Origin of the sequence: Mycobacterium sp. (genome assembly GCF_032159775.1) — a bacterium.
Lineage (GTDB): Bacteria > Actinomycetota > Actinomycetes > Mycobacteriales > Mycobacteriaceae > Mycobacterium.
In genome coordinates, this window is the sequence record NZ_JAVHWK010000135.1 from 1 (window position 1) to 16310 (window position 16310).

The 16310-nt window shown below is 67.2% G+C and carries 16 protein-coding genes and 1 pseudogene; 10 read left to right on the forward strand and 7 right to left on the reverse strand.

Annotated elements, in window-relative coordinates; genetic code table 11:
* From QOJ24_RS17510 to QOJ24_RS17525, 4 genes and pseudogenes are all read left to right on the forward strand, one after another.
* A pseudogene (locus QOJ24_RS17510) lies at positions 1-234 on the forward strand (hypothetical protein); the annotation flags it as partial.
* Positions 235-242: 8 nt separating this feature from the next.
* Positions 243-1202, forward strand: coding sequence for an AAA family ATPase (locus QOJ24_RS17515; RefSeq protein ID WP_526263433.1), 960 nt, complete (start codon positions 243-245; stop codon positions 1200-1202).
* On the forward strand, positions 1199-2458 hold the full coding sequence (locus QOJ24_RS17520) for a DUF58 domain-containing protein (RefSeq protein ID WP_526263435.1): 1260 nt from the start codon (positions 1199-1201) through the stop codon (positions 2456-2458). Before QOJ24_RS17515 ends, QOJ24_RS17520 begins: the two co-directional genes overlap by 4 nt.
* Positions 2455-2937 (forward strand): hypothetical protein, encoded by a 483-nt coding sequence (locus tag QOJ24_RS17525; protein ID WP_526263437.1) that lies wholly within the window; start codon positions 2455-2457, stop codon positions 2935-2937. Before QOJ24_RS17520 ends, QOJ24_RS17525 begins: the two co-directional genes overlap by 4 nt.
* Here the strand turns inward: QOJ24_RS17525 and QOJ24_RS17530 are convergent.
* Complete coding sequence (locus QOJ24_RS17530) at positions 2921-4918, reverse strand: M13 family metallopeptidase (RefSeq protein WP_526263511.1); 1998 nt, start codon at positions 4916-4918, stop codon at positions 2921-2923. The two genes, QOJ24_RS17525 and QOJ24_RS17530, sit on opposite strands and share 17 nt — an antisense overlap.
* Before the next feature lie 382 nt (positions 4919-5300).
* Between QOJ24_RS17530 and QOJ24_RS17535 the strand changes: the two genes are divergently transcribed.
* Both QOJ24_RS17535 and QOJ24_RS17540 read left to right on the forward strand, forming a co-directional pair.
* A complete protein-coding gene (locus QOJ24_RS17535; protein WP_526263439.1) occupies positions 5301-5924 on the forward strand; it encodes an Rv1363c family protein in 624 nt (207 codons plus the stop codon).
* A complete protein-coding gene (locus QOJ24_RS17540; RefSeq protein ID WP_526263441.1) occupies positions 5921-6610 on the forward strand; it encodes a hypothetical protein in 690 nt (229 codons plus the stop codon). Before QOJ24_RS17535 ends, QOJ24_RS17540 begins: the two co-directional genes overlap by 4 nt.
* Here the strand turns inward: QOJ24_RS17540 and QOJ24_RS17545 are convergent.
* The 3 genes from QOJ24_RS17545 to QOJ24_RS17555 are packed head-to-tail and all read right to left on the reverse strand — an operon-like array spanning position 6597 to position 10440.
* Complete coding sequence (locus QOJ24_RS17545; RefSeq protein ID WP_526263513.1) at positions 6597-7004, reverse strand: CoA-binding protein; 408 nt, start codon at positions 7002-7004, stop codon at positions 6597-6599. The two genes, QOJ24_RS17540 and QOJ24_RS17545, sit on opposite strands and share 14 nt — an antisense overlap.
* A complete protein-coding gene (locus tag QOJ24_RS17550) occupies positions 7001-7525 on the reverse strand; it encodes a helix-turn-helix domain-containing protein (protein ID WP_526263443.1) in 525 nt (174 codons plus the stop codon). The genes QOJ24_RS17545 and QOJ24_RS17550 overlap by 4 nt, the downstream gene beginning before the upstream one ends.
* Positions 7522-10440 (reverse strand): MMPL family transporter, encoded by a 2919-nt coding sequence (locus tag QOJ24_RS17555; RefSeq protein WP_526263445.1) that lies wholly within the window; start codon positions 10438-10440, stop codon positions 7522-7524. The genes QOJ24_RS17550 and QOJ24_RS17555 overlap by 4 nt, the downstream gene beginning before the upstream one ends.
* Positions 10441-10662: 222 nt before the next feature.
* On the opposite strand from QOJ24_RS17555, the gene QOJ24_RS17560 reads away from it, so the two are divergent.
* From QOJ24_RS17560 to QOJ24_RS17575, 4 genes are all read left to right on the forward strand, one after another.
* Positions 10663-10902 carry a hypothetical protein gene (locus tag QOJ24_RS17560; protein ID WP_526263447.1) on the forward strand — a complete coding sequence of 80 codons (240 nt, stop codon included), beginning with the start codon at positions 10663-10665 and terminating at the stop codon, positions 10900-10902.
* Positions 10903-11071: 169 nt separating this feature from the next.
* Positions 11072-11452, forward strand: coding sequence for a hemophore-related protein (locus tag QOJ24_RS17565; RefSeq protein WP_526263449.1), 381 nt, complete (start codon positions 11072-11074; stop codon positions 11450-11452).
* 50 nt (positions 11453-11502) lie between these two features.
* Positions 11503-12180 (forward strand): response regulator transcription factor, encoded by a 678-nt coding sequence (locus QOJ24_RS17570; RefSeq protein ID WP_206428629.1) that lies wholly within the window; start codon positions 11503-11505, stop codon positions 12178-12180.
* 39 nt (positions 12181-12219) lie between these two features.
* Entirely contained in the window at positions 12220-13566 is a 1347-nt protein-coding gene (locus QOJ24_RS17575; protein ID WP_526263451.1) for a HAMP domain-containing sensor histidine kinase, read from the forward strand.
* Here the strand turns inward: QOJ24_RS17575 and QOJ24_RS17580 are convergent.
* From QOJ24_RS17580 to QOJ24_RS17590, 3 genes are read right to left on the reverse strand one after another with little or no spacing between them, the layout of a single operon-like run.
* A complete protein-coding gene (locus QOJ24_RS17580; RefSeq protein WP_526263453.1) occupies positions 13557-13925 on the reverse strand; it encodes a DUF3054 family protein in 369 nt (122 codons plus the stop codon). The two genes, QOJ24_RS17575 and QOJ24_RS17580, sit on opposite strands and share 10 nt — an antisense overlap.
* A complete protein-coding gene (locus QOJ24_RS17585; protein WP_526263455.1) occupies positions 13912-15168 on the reverse strand; it encodes a M23 family metallopeptidase in 1257 nt (418 codons plus the stop codon). Before QOJ24_RS17585 ends, QOJ24_RS17580 begins: the two co-directional genes overlap by 14 nt.
* 7 nt (positions 15169-15175) lie before the next feature.
* Positions 15176-16291, reverse strand: a complete 1116-nt coding sequence (locus tag QOJ24_RS17590) for a lysylphosphatidylglycerol synthase transmembrane domain-containing protein (RefSeq protein ID WP_526263457.1) — start codon at positions 16289-16291, stop codon at positions 15176-15178.
* Positions 16292-16310: the final 19 nt, after the last annotated feature.

Here is a 16310-nt window from a genome sequence, read left to right on the forward strand (position 1 = left end):
AGACGGGACTGGGACCGGCACCTGCGTCCGATGTTGGCCCGGCAGTTCGAGATGGCCACCGGTCAACGGCAGGCCAAGGATCGTGTGGCGTTTCACGCCACCGGCAGCATGCTCTTCGGTGCGGAGCTGTGGGCGTGGGTGGACCCGCAGAACGTATCCCGCACCGGTGGCAGCGAACCGGGCCCAGGGCGCGACGCCCTCGACCAAATTCTGCAAAGGTTGGAGCAGGTATGACAGCCAATATGGGACTGCCAGCAGCGACAACGACGGCGAACTGTGAGGCGGTGCTTGACGAGATCGGGCGCGTGGTGGTCGGCAAGCGCGCAGCGCTGACGCTGATTCTCACGACCGTCCTCGCGGGCGGCCATGTGTTGATCGAGGATCTGCCGGGCCTCGGCAAGACGTTGATCGCCCGGTCCTTCGCCGCGGCGTTGGGCCTGGACTTCACGCGCGTGCAATTCACGCCGGACCTGCTGCCCGCCGACCTGCTCGGCTCGACGGTCTACGACATGCAGTCGGGTCGCTTCGAGTTCCGCCGTGGGCCAATCTTCACCAACTTGCTTCTCGCAGACGAGATCAACCGGACGCCTCCCAAGACGCAGGCGGCGTTGCTCGAGGCGATGGCCGAAGGGCAGGTGAGCCTCGACGGCGTCACCCACAAGCTCCCCGCGCCGTTCATCGTGCTCGCCACCGACAACCCGATCGAATACGAGGGCACCTATCCGTTACCCGAGGCGCAGCTCGACCGCTTTGCGATCAGGCTCGAACTGCGATATCTGTCCGAAACGGAGGAGACGTCGATGTTGCGCCGCCGCCTGGAGCGGGGATCGGCCGAGCCGACCGTGAATCAGGTTGTGGATTCCCATGATCTGGTCGCGATGCGGGAATCGGTGGAGGAGGTGACCGTGCACGACGACGTGCTCGCCTACGTCGTCTCCCTGGCCAATGCCACCCGCCAGCATCCGCAGGTTGCCGTCGGCGCCAGCCCCCGTGCGGAGATCGACCTGGTTCAGCACGCGCGGGCGCGTGCCCTTCTCCTCGGCCGCGACTACGTGATACCGGAGGACGTGAAGTCGCTCGCCGTTCCCACCATGGCCCACAGGATCAGCCTGAAGCCGGAGATGTGGGTGCGCCGCGTGCACGGCTCCGACGTGGTGGAGGAACTGCTTCGGCGGCTGCCGGTTCCGCGAGCGCAGGCGTGATCGACACCCGCCGTACCGAAGCCGAGTTGCGTTGGCGGGCATCGCCGTTGACGCGCGCGGTGGCGACGTGCGCAGGCGTCGCGCTTGCTGCGGCTTTGATCGGGTCGCGGTGGCAGCTGATCTCCTTCGTGGCGCCACTGCTGGGCGTGCTGTGCTCGATCGGCTGGCAGAAGACGGTGCCGAAGGTCTATGTGCACGCCGAGCCCGGCCTGCAGCGCTGCTTCGAGGGGGAGCAGACGCAGGTGAGCGTGTGGGCCACCGCAGAACCCGGTGACGTCGCCGTGGCCCTCGCGATAACCGGTGTGGACGGCATGCGGGTAGGCGTCGCAGACGGCGATCCCGCAGGCAGGCAGACGGTCAGCGTCGCGGCCGACCGGTGGGGTCGCTACCCGATCCGTGCCACGGTCGACGTCGTCGCACCCGGCGGCCTGCTGTCGGGCACCGCGACGGTCGACGCCACCGACGTGTTCGTGTTCCCCGTGGCCCCACCGCAATCCACCGCCATCCCGAGGACCGAGCTGCTCGATCGGCTCGGCACGCACTTGACCCGGCACACCGGGCCGGGCGTCGAATACGCCGACATCCGGCCGTACGTTCCCGGCGATCAGCTGCGGACCGTCAACTGGCCGGTGAGCGCCCGCCGCGGCAGCCTGCACGTCACCCAGCGGTTGACCGACCGGGCGGCCGATGTGGTCGTGCTGATCGACATGTACGCGCAGCCGCCGGGCCCTGCGACCGAGGCGACCGAGCGGGCGCTGCGTGGGGCCGTCCAGGTGGTGCAGAGCGCGCTGCGCAGCGGTGACCGGGCGGGGATCGTCACGCTCGGCGGAGGTCGGCCACGTTGGCTGGGTGCCGAAATCGGGCGCAGGCAGTTCTACCGGGTGCTCGACACGTTGCTCGGAGCCGGCGACGAATTCGACACCACCACCGGCACATTGGCACCCCGCGCCGCGCTGCCGCCGGGTGCGATCGTCGTCGGCTTCTCCACGATGCTCGACACCGAGTTCGCGCTGTCATTGATAGATCTGCGCAAGCGTGGACACACCGTCGTCGCCGTCGACGTTCTCGAAGGCGCACCGTTCGGAGAAGGCAAAGACCCGTTGTTCACCCGGATGTGGGCGATGCAGAGGTCGTTCATGTACCGCGATATGGGCACCGTCGGGGTGGACGTGGTGTCCTGGCCGTCGGAGCACACGCTCGATCAGTCGATGCGGCTGGTGCCCGAGCGCCGACGGCCGGTGCGGGGACAGCGATGACGCGCATTGTCCGCGGGGCGCACCTGCTTTCGGCGGCATTCGGTCTGATGATGGTGGTGGCGGCGGGTTTTCAAACCGCCGGGCCCCCGCTCGTTCTCGCGATGTTCGGAACGGCCATGGTGCTGGTCGGCATCCCGTTCAGGACCGCGGCGACGGTGGCCGTCCTGTCCGCGGCCGTGGCGATCGTCGTCTCCGACGCGCCGCCGATGCTGACCGCGCTCGCCGGCCTCTCCGCGGCGTGCTACCTGGTGCTGCGATACACCGAGGGCGGCTCCACGCGGGTGCTCGGCGCGTCCGCACCGGCAATGCTTGCCGCCCTTGGCTTTACCTTCGTCGGCGTCTTGGCGGCGTCGTTCCCGTTCGAGCTGCCGTGGTTGCCGCTGCTCGCTCCGGCTGCGGTGTTCGCGATCTACGTGCTGGCCACCCGGCCGTTCTATCAGGCCGCGGAGGGGAAACTGGAGATCAGTTCCAGATCCTGACGCGCCGCTGCGGTTCGAGGAAAAGGGCGTCGTCCCGGTCGACATCGAACGCCTCGTAGAACGCGTCCATGTTCCTGACCACGCCGTTGCAGCGGAACTCCGGTGGTGAGTGCGGGTCGACCGCGAGCCGCCGGATCGCCTCCGCGTCACGTGATTTCGTGCGCCACACCTGTGCCCAGCCGAAGAACACCCGTTGCACACCGGTCAGGCCGTCGATCACCGGCGCCGTCTCGCCGTCGCGCGAAAGCTGGTAGGCCAGCAAGGCAATCGACAGGCCGCCGAGGTCACCGATGTTCTCGCCGACTGTGAACGCGCCGTTGACATGGTGACCGTCGGCCAGCCCGCGGGGCACGAACTCGTCGTACTGCTCGATCAGCGCCTTGGTGCGCGCACCGAACTCGGTGCGGTCGTCGTCGGTCCACCAGTCCACCAGGTTGCCGTCACCGTCGTACTTCGCGCCCTGATCGTCGAACCCGTGACCGATCTCGTGTCCGATCACCGCACCGATGCCGCCGTAGTTGGCGGCGTCGTCGGCATCGGCGTCGAAGAACGGCGGCTGCAGAATCGCTGCGGGAAAGACGATCTCGTTCATCCCGGGGTTGTAGTAAGCGTTCACCGTCTGCGGCGTCATGAACCATTCGTCGCGGTCCACGGGGCCGCCGAGCTTGGCCAGCTCACGCTCGGAGCTCACCGCGTAGCCGCGACGGTAGTTGCCGTACAGATCATCGCGCTCGATGACCAGGTTCGAGTAGTCGCGCCACTTCGCCGGGTAGCCGATCTTCGGCGTGAACTTGTCCAGCTTGGCCAGCGCTCGCAGGCGGGTGTCGGGCGTCATCCAGTCCAGCCGGTTGATGCTGACCCGGTAGGCCTCCCGCAAGTTCGCGACGAGTTCGTCCATCCTGGCCTTGGCGTCAGGCGGGAAATGCCGCTCGACATAAAGCTTTCCGAGGGCGTCGCCCATCAGGCTCTCCACCACCGATACGGCGCGCTTCCACCGTTCCCGGATCGCCTCGGTGCCGCTCAGCGTGCGGCCGTAGAAGTCGAAGTCCTCGGCGATCAGCTCGTCGGTGAGCAGGAAAGCGCGCGCATGGATCAACCGCCAACGGGCCCAACGCTTCCAGTCCTCGAGGTCGGCACTGGCCCACAGCGCCGCGAACGCCGTCAGGTAGTCGGGTTGGCGCAGGACGAGCTCGGCGACCGTCTCGGGGCCCGCGCCCATCGCGCCGATCCAGCCGGCCCAGTCGAAGCCGGGGGCCTCGGATACCAGATCGGTGAACGTGCGCAGGTTGTAGGTGAGGTCGGCGTCGCGCCGCTTGACGACGTCCCAGTGCGCCGCTGCGAGCTTGGACTCCAGCGCGACGATGCGCTCGGCGGTGGCCTCCCACTCGCCGGGTTGGGGTTCCTCGCCGAAGACGAGTGCGAACATCGCGGCGATGTGGCGTGGATAGGCGGCCAGTATCTCGGCGTGCTGCTCGTCGCGGTAATAGGACTCGTCGGGCAGCCCCAGCCCGGACTGGCTCAGGTGCAGCAGGTAGCGGGTCGAGTCCTTGGAGTCCGTGTCGATGTATGCGCCGGTGCCGCCGCCGACACCGGTGTGTTGCAGCGCGCCGATCACCGAAGCCAACGCGTCGGCGTCCGAGGCGGCGTCGATCGCTGCCAGCTCGTCGAGCAGAGGGGCAACGCCTTTCCGCTCGACGCTGGCCTCGTCCATGAAGCTCGCGTACAGATCCCCGATGCGCTGCTGGTCGGTGCCGGAAGAGGAGGCGGCCGCGCTGTCTGATGTCGCCGCCGTAGCGGCTTCGTCGATGAGCTCGCGGATCTGCACCTCCGCGCGGTCGTAGAGCGACCGGAACGCGCCGTCGGTGGCCCGGTCGGCCGGGATGTCGTAATCGGCCAGCCAACGGCCGTTCACGTGGCCGAACAGGTCATCTTGCGGGCGGGCCTGCGGGTTGACGTGGCTCAGGTCGATACCCGATTTGATTGTCGCTCCCGCACCGCCGCGGGTTGCTTCTACCGTCACCCCACCAGGTTGCCAGAAGTGCGCGAGTGCGCCACGACACACTCAATCCGTCTCCGCGTCGTCGGTGATCGCCAGCTCGACGCCGAGCATTGCGGCCAGACAGCCCTGATCCGAGCAGTCGTGTTGGGTGGTGTTGGCGGACATGTGAATTCTCCTGTATCCGTTGCGGTTTCGTTGTTTGCCGGTGTGGTCCGGCAATCACAAGCTATGTGTCCACGGCCGATATGGCTCGCTTGTGCGCACTAAACGCACAACGCGCGATGTTCGGCTTTTGCGCATTGTGCTCAAGGTGGCGACGCCGGCGATACCAGGGCGTGCCGGGCGCTTAGGTACCCTCACGCCCATGCCCGACGACGAGCGCACCGACGACGAGCGCACGGACGATGACCTCGCCGAGGACGACGGTTCCGTCTTCACGGGGTACGGCATCGCTTCTGCAGCCCTCGGCCTGCTCTCGGTGGCAGCGATCGTCCTCGCGCTGATCGTCTGGTCCGGTCACACGTCGGACGCCGACGAGCGCCGGCACCAGAGCGAGGTGCTCTTGGCCGCGGCCGACTGGACGACCGTGTTGATCAACATGAACTCCGGCGACATCGACTCCAGCCTGCAGAAGCTGCACGACGGCACGGTCGGCGAGCTGAGCAATGAGTTCGAGTCGGTGGTCGAGCCGTACAAGAAGGTGGTCCAGACGCTGCAGTCGCGCACGAAGGGCCAGATCGACTCGGTGGCGATCGAGTCGATCTACCATCGCCCGCAGACGCTGCCCGACGGCAAACCTGCGCCCCCGCCGACGCCGCAACCTGCGCTCGCCGAAATGGTCAAGCGCACCGACACGGTGTTCGTGGTGGCGACGTCGATCAGCGACAACATCGGCGGCAAGCCGCAGACACTGCGCTGGAATCTCCGTCTCGACGTCTCCGATGTCGACGGGAAGCTGCTGATCTCCCGCCTGGAGCAGATCCAGTGAGAAACCGGCTTCGGGTGCTGGCCTTCGACGTCGCCGCACCGCTTGCGGCGATCGCCGCCCTGATCTACATCGGCGTCGCATTGGCATGGCCGCTGTGGTGGGTGTCGCTGGCCTCGGTGCTGTGCCTGCTGATCGTCGAGGGTGTCATCCTCAACGCCGTGCTGGCGCGGCGCGACGGGGTCACGGTCGGCACGGACGACGACGGGCCGGGACTGCGTCTGGCGATCGCCGGCTTGGCGACGGTCGCGTTGGTCGCCTCTGTGGTCGTCGGCTACACGAAGTGGATGGTGCCCGACCGCGCCCTGCACAAGGACAGCGCCGAAGTGGTCGGCATCGCCAGCAGCGTCGCAGAAGCCAGCGCGACGTTCACGCCGTCGAGCCCGACGACGGCCATCGATCGCGCGACAGAGTTGATGTCACCGGACCGGGCGGACAAGTACAAGACCGAATTCGCAGCTGTGGCAGAGCAATTGACGAAGAAAAATGTCTCGGCATCGGCCGCCACGATTTCAGCGGGTGTCGAGGCGATCGGCCCGCAGAATGCGAGCGTCGCCGTGGTCATGCGTGGCACGCAGAACGTGCCGGGTCAACCGCCCGATACCGCGGTGCTTGCGCTGCGCGTCACGCTGTCGAAGGACAGCGGCCGCTGGCTCGTCGACGACGTGACACCGATCAACTCGCGCTGAGCAGGCGCGCGTGCTCGACCTTCAGGCAGCGGTCCATCACGACCTGCAACCCTGCGGCTTCGCCGTCGCGCGCCACCTGCTCGTCGGCGAGGCCCGACTGCAACCACAGGGTCTTCGCACCGACCCTGATCGCGTCTTCGAGGACCGCGGGCAGATGCTGATGGCGGCGGAAGACGTCGACGAGGTCGGGCACCACAGGTAGCGCCGCTAGGTCCGGATAGGTCGGCGTGCCGTCGATGTCGCCGACGGTGGGATTGACGAGGTAGCACTGGTAGTCGCTGGCCGACTCCAGGTAGCGCCAGACGGAGTAGACGGCGCGGGCCCGATTCGCGGACGCGCCGACGATCGCGACAGTGCGCGTTTCGCGCAGGATGCGATCGATGTCGGTGATCAGCGAGGGCCGCCCGTGCGCGGGGCCTTCATCTTCGCGAAGCGATCCGAAAGCCGGCTCATCCGGACCATCAGCGATGCGGGCGGGCTGGTCTTGCCCTCGATGTAGCCGGCGAGTTCCTCACCTGGGACACCGATCCGTGACGCGAACTCTTGCGGCTTGAGCCCGGACCTGCCGAGCAGCACTCGGATCTGGCGGGCAACCTCAGCGCGTTCGTTCGCTTCCAAGTTATCCCTGGTCCGGGTCAACACTTCTGACAGTGCCTTTGAAACCCCGTATGGCCGTGTCGATTCCAACACCTCCTCGACTTGGCGCGCCGTCCTGCCGTACGGATCGCGCTTGATGGCGACGACGATGCGCTGCCATACCGTCAAGTCGTCGGTTTCCAGTGCCTCGCGGATCGCGGCCGTCGGCCAGAACTCCACGGGCCCGTCGTCGTTGGTCGGGCGGCGCGCCCGCTTCGGAGCGCCGGTCGGTATGCGTGCGGTGGCAGCATCGCGGCCAACGTCCACAGTCACCGTCACCTCGCCTCCTCCAGCATCGCGACCGCCACCGAAAGGCACCGCTCCCTGACCTTGGCCCAGTCCGCTTCCGCTTCGGGGCCCGACATCGGAATGTCGAACTCATCCGACGGATGCGGATCGGCCAATCGGCGCACCAGCTGGGTGGCCACCCATTGTTTTCTGGATGGCTCACCACAGTAGTACCGATCCATTCCGGCCAGCACCACAGCAGCGGTTTGAGTCTCCATCGAGTCGACTAAATCGGCAAACTCAGAGAAGTCCTTCGTGCTGTTCCTGCACATGATCAGGTAGCTCTTCAGCCGCAGCGTCTCGGCCCCCGTCGGTATCGACAGCCGGTCGCCAGTCGGCAGCTGGACGTTGGTGGTCTCCATCGGGCTGTTGCGTTCCACGGGCGGGCGGTCGGACTCCGCCTCGGTCTCCAGCGCGTCCAGCGCCACCGACAGCCGGCCGCGCCACATCGTGACGGGGTGCATGGGCCGCGGACCACGCTTCAGCTTGACCGTCTTGCCGTTGCCCGCGCCGCTGGTGTGCGTATGGCCGTTGGCGTGGCCGGTGAGAGCGTTGATGCAAGCCGAACCGTTGGACGGCAGGCAGCCGCTGAAGGCCAGCGGATCGGCGACGGAGATCGTGTGGGGAGCCATGTTCTTGAGCTTGGCCGCCGACCTGACCACCGTGCGGATGTCGATGCCCGACGCCGCCAGCGTCGAGATGTCGTCCGGGATGATGACCAGATCGCCGATGTCGGCCTTGGGTAGCGGCTTCTCGAAGTCGACCGACGGCAGTATGCGGGCCAGCCAGCCGGGCAGCCACCAATTCCACTGGTCGAACATGGCCATCAGCGCGGGCACCAGGATCAGCCGCACCACCGTGGCGTCGACGGCGATGGCCACCGCGCACGCGACGCCGAGCTGGGCGACCAGCGGCATGCCCGCGAACGCGAAGCCGATGAACACCGCGATCATGATCAGCGCGGCGCTGGTGATGGTGCGCGCGCTGGTGCTCACGCCGTAGGCGACGGCGTCACGAGTGTTGCCGGTCTGCAGGAACCGCTCGCGGATACGGGTCAGAAGGAAGATCTCGTAATCCATCGACAAACCGAACGTCATCGCCAGCACCAGCGGCGGGATCGTGCTGTCGAGCGACGAAATCGGCCGGAAGCCCAATTGCTCGAGCCAGCCCCACTGGAAGACGACCACGAGGCTGCCGTACGCGGCCGCCACCGACAGCACGGTCATCAGCACGCCCTTGAACGCCAGGAACACCGACCGGATGGAGACCAGCAGCATCACGAACGCGATGAGGGCGACGAACCCGAACACCGCGGGCTGGGTTTTGCTCACCCGGTCGTCGAAGTCCTTGATCAACGCGGTGGGGCCACCGACGTCGATCGTCGCCTTGTCGCCGACCACCGGAGGTAGCTCGGCCCGCATCCAGTCGACGGACTGCCGGGAGGCCAGGTCCTCGGGGTCCACCGACAGCACGGCCGAGACGAGCGCGCTGCGATAGTCATTGCCGAACACCGCGGGCTGCACAGTAACGACATTGGGCGCCTGCGACATTCGCTGTTGCACCTCTTGCAGCAGCGGTTCCTTCGCAGGCGCGGACGCGGAGTTGCCGTCGGGGAACGTCACCAGAACGCGGACCGGGCCGAGCGCGCCGGGCCCGAGTGCATCGGCCGCAGCGTTGACTCCGCCGCGGATCTCGTGCGTCGGTTCGAACTGCCGCTGCATGCTGTTGCCGAGCACCATCGAGAACGCCGGTGCCGCCAGCGCAAGCAGGAGCACCGTCGCGCCAAGGGCCGACAGCCACGGCCGGCGCATCACCCAGCCAGTCCATCTGGTCCAGAACCGCGACTGGGTGGTCTCGGGCCGTCGCGACCAGTGCAGCAGCCACGACCGCTTGGCGGCCGCCCGCCCGAACGTGGCCAGCACCGCGGGTGTCAGAGTCGTCGAGGTCAGCACCGCGACAGCCACCGCGAGGATTGCGCCCGTCGCCATCGACTGCAGCACCGGCGTGTTGATCAGGTAGATGCCCGTCACCGATGCGATGACGGTCAGACCGGACAACACGACGGCAAGGCCCGAGGTGGCCATCGCGGCGTCGGCGGCCTGTTCCGGCTCGCGGCCTGCCCGCAGCTCCTCACGGAACCGCATGAGAATGAACAGTGAATAGTCGATCGCCAGCGCGATGCCGAACATGGACACCGTCGACGTCACGAACACCGACATCGTGGTGTACATCGACAGCAGATAGACCAAACCCATCGTGACCGCGACCGTGCAGATGCCAAGCACCAGCGGCATGGCGGCAGCGGCCAGCGAACCGAACACCGCGAGCAGGACGATCAGGACGATCGGAAGGTTCCACTGCTCGGCTTGGGCGATGTCGTGTTTGGTGGCCGCCGTCGCTGCGGCGCCGAGCGCGCCCTGGCCGATGACGTAGAGCTTGACCTTGCCGTCCTGCACCTCGCCCGGCTGGTCACCGTTGATCCCGACCTTCTGGCGCAGCTGCTTGGCCACGTCCACGGCGCCGGTGTTGTTGAAGTCCAGCTGCAACGTCACGACGTAGGGCCGGTCGGGCTGGGGTGGCGGCTGCTGGGGGTTGGGCACCACCTTGACGCTGGGCACCTCGCCTGCGAGCCGCTCCAGATGCGCCACGGCGGCGTCCATGTCCGCGAAGGACGCATCGGCTCGCGGCGCTGCGACAAGGGCCAGCGGCGACGCGCCCTGGTCGGGGAACTGCTCCTCGAGCTCCTGCTGCACGTAGAGCGACTGCGAGCCGGCGACCTCGAAACCGCCGCCGGTGAGGTGGCCGGACTGGCTCATCCCCAGATATACCGCTGGCGCGAGGAGAAGTAGCCACACCACGAACACCGCCCAGCGGAATCTGCGCAGGCCACTGCTCAAGCGCATCATGAACTGCTGGATGGTTTTCCCGCTTTCTCCCCGGCCCGGGTACTTAGCGCGAGGATATCGCAGCCTGCGCTGGTCCGATGCGGCCTAATTGACGCCTTAAGCTGCTCTAACCGACCTCTGTGAATAGCCGGGCTTGCTGCCGACCCTTTATTGGCTGGCTTTTACCTGCAGATTCGGTTGCTGGATTGGCTGCTGCGGTGGGCGCAATGGCATTATGTCACCTTGCCGTCGCAAGGAGCCGCGCCGGATCCGTGTGCGGCCAGTTCCGTGCCGCAGATTCTGGGTCTGCTGCAGGGCGCGCAGCAGGGCGGCGGACTGCCCGCGGGTTTGCCAGGATCGCTGCCCGGCGCGCAGTCTGTCGGTTTGCCGGGCGGCTATTCGCCCGCGCAGTCCTCCCCGGCCTCGGCTGTGGTCGGCGGCACCGGCCCGCTGCCGGGTCCGGCGACTGTCGGCACGCGGTAGCTGGCGTTGTCACTGCTTTCCGGCCGCCGCCAGTCTGAGCTGGGGTTTTTGAACTTTTGAGTATTGGTTTCGCCGCAAGGCAGGAAAGTCGGCAGCGATTCTGATTAGCTTTCGGTGTGTGTAACCGCGATGGTTACTGCCACAACTCATTCGATGAAGGAGCCTCTAGATGTTGCTCTCTGCCCGTACTGCGCGGCGTGCGGTAGCTGGCGCGGTCGGAACCGGTGCGCTCGCCGGTGCGATGCTGTTCGGCGCTCTTCCGTCGGCGATGGCTGAGGAGCCCGCCAACTGCACCGCCGCCGACCTGGCCTTCACGGCCGCAGGCGTCTCCAAGGCGACGTCCGACTATCTGTTCAGCCATCAGGACGTCAACTACTTCTTCACCAGCCTCGAGGGCAAGACCCGCGACGAGGTGCGCACCGAGGTGGACAAGTACATGAGCGCGAACCCGATCATCAAGGGCGAGCTGACCGGCATCCGTCAACCGTTGGTGGATATCAAGAATCGCTGCGGCGACAGCAACGGCGACGGCATCGCTGACACGCCATAACGTCGGTGCGGGTCGGGGGAGAGCCGCCCGCGCAGGAGAGCACCGGTCGAATGGTGCTCATGGTCGACGACGATCCAGATGTCAGAACATCCGTGGCCCGCGGGCTGCGGCATTCAGGGTTTGACGTTCGGGTTGCGGCGACCGGAAAAGAGGCCCTGCGGCTCCTGTCCAACGAGAAACACGACGCCCTGGTGCTGGACGTCCAGATGCCCGAACTCGACGGCGTCGCGGTGGTGACCGCGCTGCGCGCGCTCGGAAACGACATCCCCATCTGCGTGTTGTCCGCGCGCGACACCGTCAATGACCGGATCGCCGGTCTGGAGGCGGGCGCCGACGACTATCTGACCAAACCCTTCGATTTGGGTGAGCTGGTGGCGCGGCTGCATGCCCTGCTGCGCCGGACGAGCCTTTCTGATCAGTCGTCGGACACCATGACGGTCGGACCCCTGACCATCGACACCGCGCGCAGGCTGGTGTTCGTCGACGGCGAGCGGGTCGATCTGACCAAGCGGGAATTCGACCTGCTGGCGGTGCTGGCCGAGAACGCCGGTGTGGTGCTCAGCCGCCAGCGGTTGCTCGAGTTGGTGTGGGGGTATGACTTCGACGTCGACACCAATGTGGCCGACGTGTTCATCAGCTACTTGCGTCGCAAGCTCGAACGCGACGGGCTGCCGAGGGTGATTCACACGGTTCGCGGGATCGGCTACGTGCTGCGAGACGAAGCGTAGCGGAGCTTGAGCATCGTGTACCGAGACGAAGCGTAGCGAGTGCGCCGCCTGCCGCTGGTTCGTTCCCCGTCACTGCGCACCAGGGTCGCACTGGCCGCAGCGACCGCGGCCGCCGCTGTGGTGGCGGTGTTCACCATCCTGACGTCGGTGGTTCTCGCCAATAACGATGCCGCACAACTGGATCGGCGATTGGATTCTATCGTCGAGGCCAGCATGTATCCCGACCAGCTGTCGGACCCGCGGCAGGGCGTGCTGACGACCGGCCGGATGGAATCGACCGGTCAGGTGGTGTTCCAGCGCGGTCTGCAGCTGCCTCCGCTGCAGCCGGGCACCTCGGACGTCGTGGTGAACGGCGTCGATTACCGGGTCCGCACCATTCCGGTGGAGCAGCAGGGCGGCGTGCTGATATCGATCGGCATTCGCGCCGACAGCATCCTGTTGAGCAGGGCGCGGATCCCGTTCTACGTGGCGGTCGGTCTGGTCACGGTGTTGATCGCCGCAGGCGTGGGCTGGCTGCTGTCCGGGCCCGCGATCCGACCGCTGCGCAGGCTCACCGAACACACCAGGCGTCTTGGCAAAGGGACCGAGGAGATGCCCGAAGTCCGCGGCGTCCGAGAGGCCGAGGAATTGTCCGAGGCGATGACGGGCATGCTCAGCCGGATCACCGCCGCACAGCAGGCTACCCAGAACTCGCTGCAGGCCGCGCAGGATTTCGCGGCGAACGCCGCACACGAGTTGCGCACCCCGCTGACCGCGATGCGGGCCGACCTGGACACGTTACGCATCCACGACCTGCCCGCCGAGGAGCGGGCCGAGGTGGTCAACGACCTGTCCCGCGCCCAGCGACGCGTCGAGGCGATCATCACCGCGCTGGGTCAACTCGCCTCAGGGGAACTCGCGCAGGTCGAGGACCGCGAAGTCATCGACGTGACCGACCTGCTGGACCGGGTGGCCAGGGAGAACATGCGGCCCGGCGGGTCGGTAGAGGTCGTCGTGGCGGCCGACGACAACCTCGGCACCATCTGGGGCTGGCCGGGTGGCCTCCGGCTGGCCGTCGACAACATGGTGCGCAACGCCGTCGCGCACGGACCCGCGACCAGGATCATGCTGTCGGGTCGCCGCATTGACCATTCGATAACGATCACCGTCGACGACAACGGACGCGGGCTGCCCGCCGACGAGCACAACAACGTGCTCGGTCGCTTCGCGCGCGGAAGCACTGCCGCGCAGGGGGGTTCGGGGTTGGGGCTGGCGCTGGTCGCCCAGCAGGCCGCACTGCACGGCGGCACCATCGTGCTGTCCGACAGCCCACTCGGCGGGCTGCGTGCCACCTTGACGGTGTCGGCGTCCGACGAGCCGCCGTCAAACGGTGACGATCAGGGCTGACCGGGTCGGCGCGCGAAAGCCGCAACGGCCGCCCGCCAACCGAGCAGCACCACGGCGGTCGCGGCGAATGCCACCACGACGAAGCTGACCGCGACGCCCGCGGAAGTGGCTCTGCGCGCAAGCATTCCGATCACCACCGTGCTCACCCACACCACCAGGCCGGTCGGTACGATCGCGGCAGGACGGCGCCAGCCGCGGACCAGCAGCCAGCCGACCGCGGCGCCAACCAGGAACGGCCACGCGGTCTCCGCCACACCCGCGACGGTCAGTCCCTCTGCGTGGCTGCGGCGTCCGATCGCGGCGAACACCAGCACGCCGACAACGTCGGCCAGCGCCGCGAGCGAGCTACTTCGTTTCATAGGTCATGACGTCGAGATCCATGGGGATGACGTCGTTTTCGTCTCGCTTGGCGACGCCGGGCTGCAACGGTGCGGGTGCTCCGTCCAACAGCGGGCCGAGTGCGTCGGCATTGGTGAGCCGAGAGTCGAGCGCAAACGAGCGCAAGACAAAGGGCAGACCGTCGGAACGCAGGGGGTCCGGCGTGCTCATCACATGGAAGTGCAGGTGCGGCGCATCGGAGTTGCCGGTGTTGCCCACTGAGCCGATCACCTGTCCGGCCTTCAGTTGGTCGCCCGGCTTCACCTTCACCGCGCCGGTCTTGATGTGGGCGTACAGCGCGTAGTTGCCGTCACCGAGGTCCTGCACGATGTGGTTTCCCGCGTATTCGTTGAGCGCAAGGCCGGTCGGGGACTTACCGGGCACCTGCTCGGGCATCCCGTCGACGGCTGCCACCACCGGACCGTCGGCCACCGCATGGATATCGGCGCCGAAGTACGGATAGCTCGCCACCTTGGTCTGGTCGCCGGCGAACAACTTGCCGTCGGCACCCAGCTGCACGTAGTCGATCGCGAATCGCTCGGCGGCCCACAGCCCGCCGTCGATCGGGTTGAGCGCCATGCGGTGCGCTCCCATGTCGCAGCAACCGTTGCCGTCCAGCCACCCCGGCCCGGACAGCGGTGGCGAGATCACCACCGGCTTGCGCGTCTGCACGGTGACCGGCGCGACGACTTCGGTCATGGTGGCGGGAAACAGCGGCGGCATCGGCTTCGGCACCGAGATGCCGACCGTGTGCACCAATGTGGCCGGAACGGGCACGCCCTTGTCCAGTGCGACGTCGAGCCACACGATCGCGGTTTGCGCAGGGCCCACCTTCGTTGCGGGAGAGGGGTTTCCGATGATCCGCATCCAGTGGGAAAGCCCGTCACCGGACAGGTCCAGATACGTCCGGTCGCCCTCGCGGACGCCGACGGATGTCACCGTTACCTCCTGGTCGAGCACGTTGGTGAGCTTCAGCTCGTAGGCCAGGTGGACCTTCCCGTCGGTGCCGGGCACCGGGACGGGGGCCGCGACGACGTCGGCAATGACCGGGGTGGCCACCGCCGGGCCGGTCGACGGGGTCGGTGCCGGTGCCGCGGTGGACGTGGTCGCCGCCTCGGACGACGCGGTGCTTCCCGAAGGCGGCGCCTCCGACGTCGAGCAGGCCGGTGCGACCACTGCTAGAACGGCGAACGCCGCGCAGAGAGGAACAGTTCGGCGTGTCACAAGTCTCCTATGGATCGGATTGGCGCCCCGGCTCGGATTCGGACGCGGATTCGGAGGGCTCCGCTCGGTCGATCGCCGCGTCGGGATCGACGTCCTTTTCAGTGCGGAACATAAAGAAGAACACCACCCAGCCGATGACGGCGATGAATATCCAACTCACCAGCCGGTAGATGAGCATCGCAGAGATCGCGGCCGCCAGTGTCATGCCGCTCGAAACCAGGCCGGGCACGAGTATCGCCTCGACGACAAGCAGCCCGCCTGGCATCAGCGGAATCGACCCCACCGCGCGTGCCGCTGCGTAGGCCACGGTCAAACCCGCCAGCGACGGCTTACCGCCCGCGGCGTAGGCGGCGAAGGCCAGACACGCGACGTCGGCGATCCAGTTGAACAGCGACCAGCTGAACGCGATCGTCAGGTCGCGGCGGCTCAGGCTGACCGACTCCAGTTGCGCAAGGTGTTCCCGCCACGTCTCCACCCCGGTTTCGGACGGTTTGCCGCGTAGCGAGTTGAACCACGAGAGCACCCTCACCCCGATGCCGTCGATCAGATCGGCCCGCGATGCGACCGCCTGCGCGAGCAACAGCAGGGCGAAAAATCCGCCGAGCGTAAAGATAAGGGAGAACGGGCTTTTGGACGCGCCGAGCAGGAACGCGCCACCCAGACCGAGCAGGGCGAGACCGACCACCTGCAGCACACCCGACATCACCAACTGCCAGGACGCCACCACCGGCGAGGCGCCCCACATCCGCTGCTGGCGGTACATGAAGGTGGCCGAAAGCACCGGGCCGCCGGGCATGGTGGTGGACAGCGCGTTGCCCGCATAGAAGGCGGCCTCCGACCGCCACTGGTGCACCTCGACGCCCGCCGACTTCAACAGCGTGCGCTGGATCTGAGCGAAGCTGTGCATCGATGCCATCGCCGCGGCGACCGCGGCCAGCACCCACAGCCACTTGGCCGCATAGAGGCTGTGAAAGGCCTTCGCCAGCTGGTCCCATACCAAGGTGACCTCGACCGTCAGCACCACCACGGCGACGCCGATGATCACCCAGCGCAACCACCAGTATTTGCCGCGGCTGGTTCCGTCCTGGCTGCGGGCGCCGTTTGCCGCCGCGTCGTGGGACACGCATAAAGGGTAGCGGTGG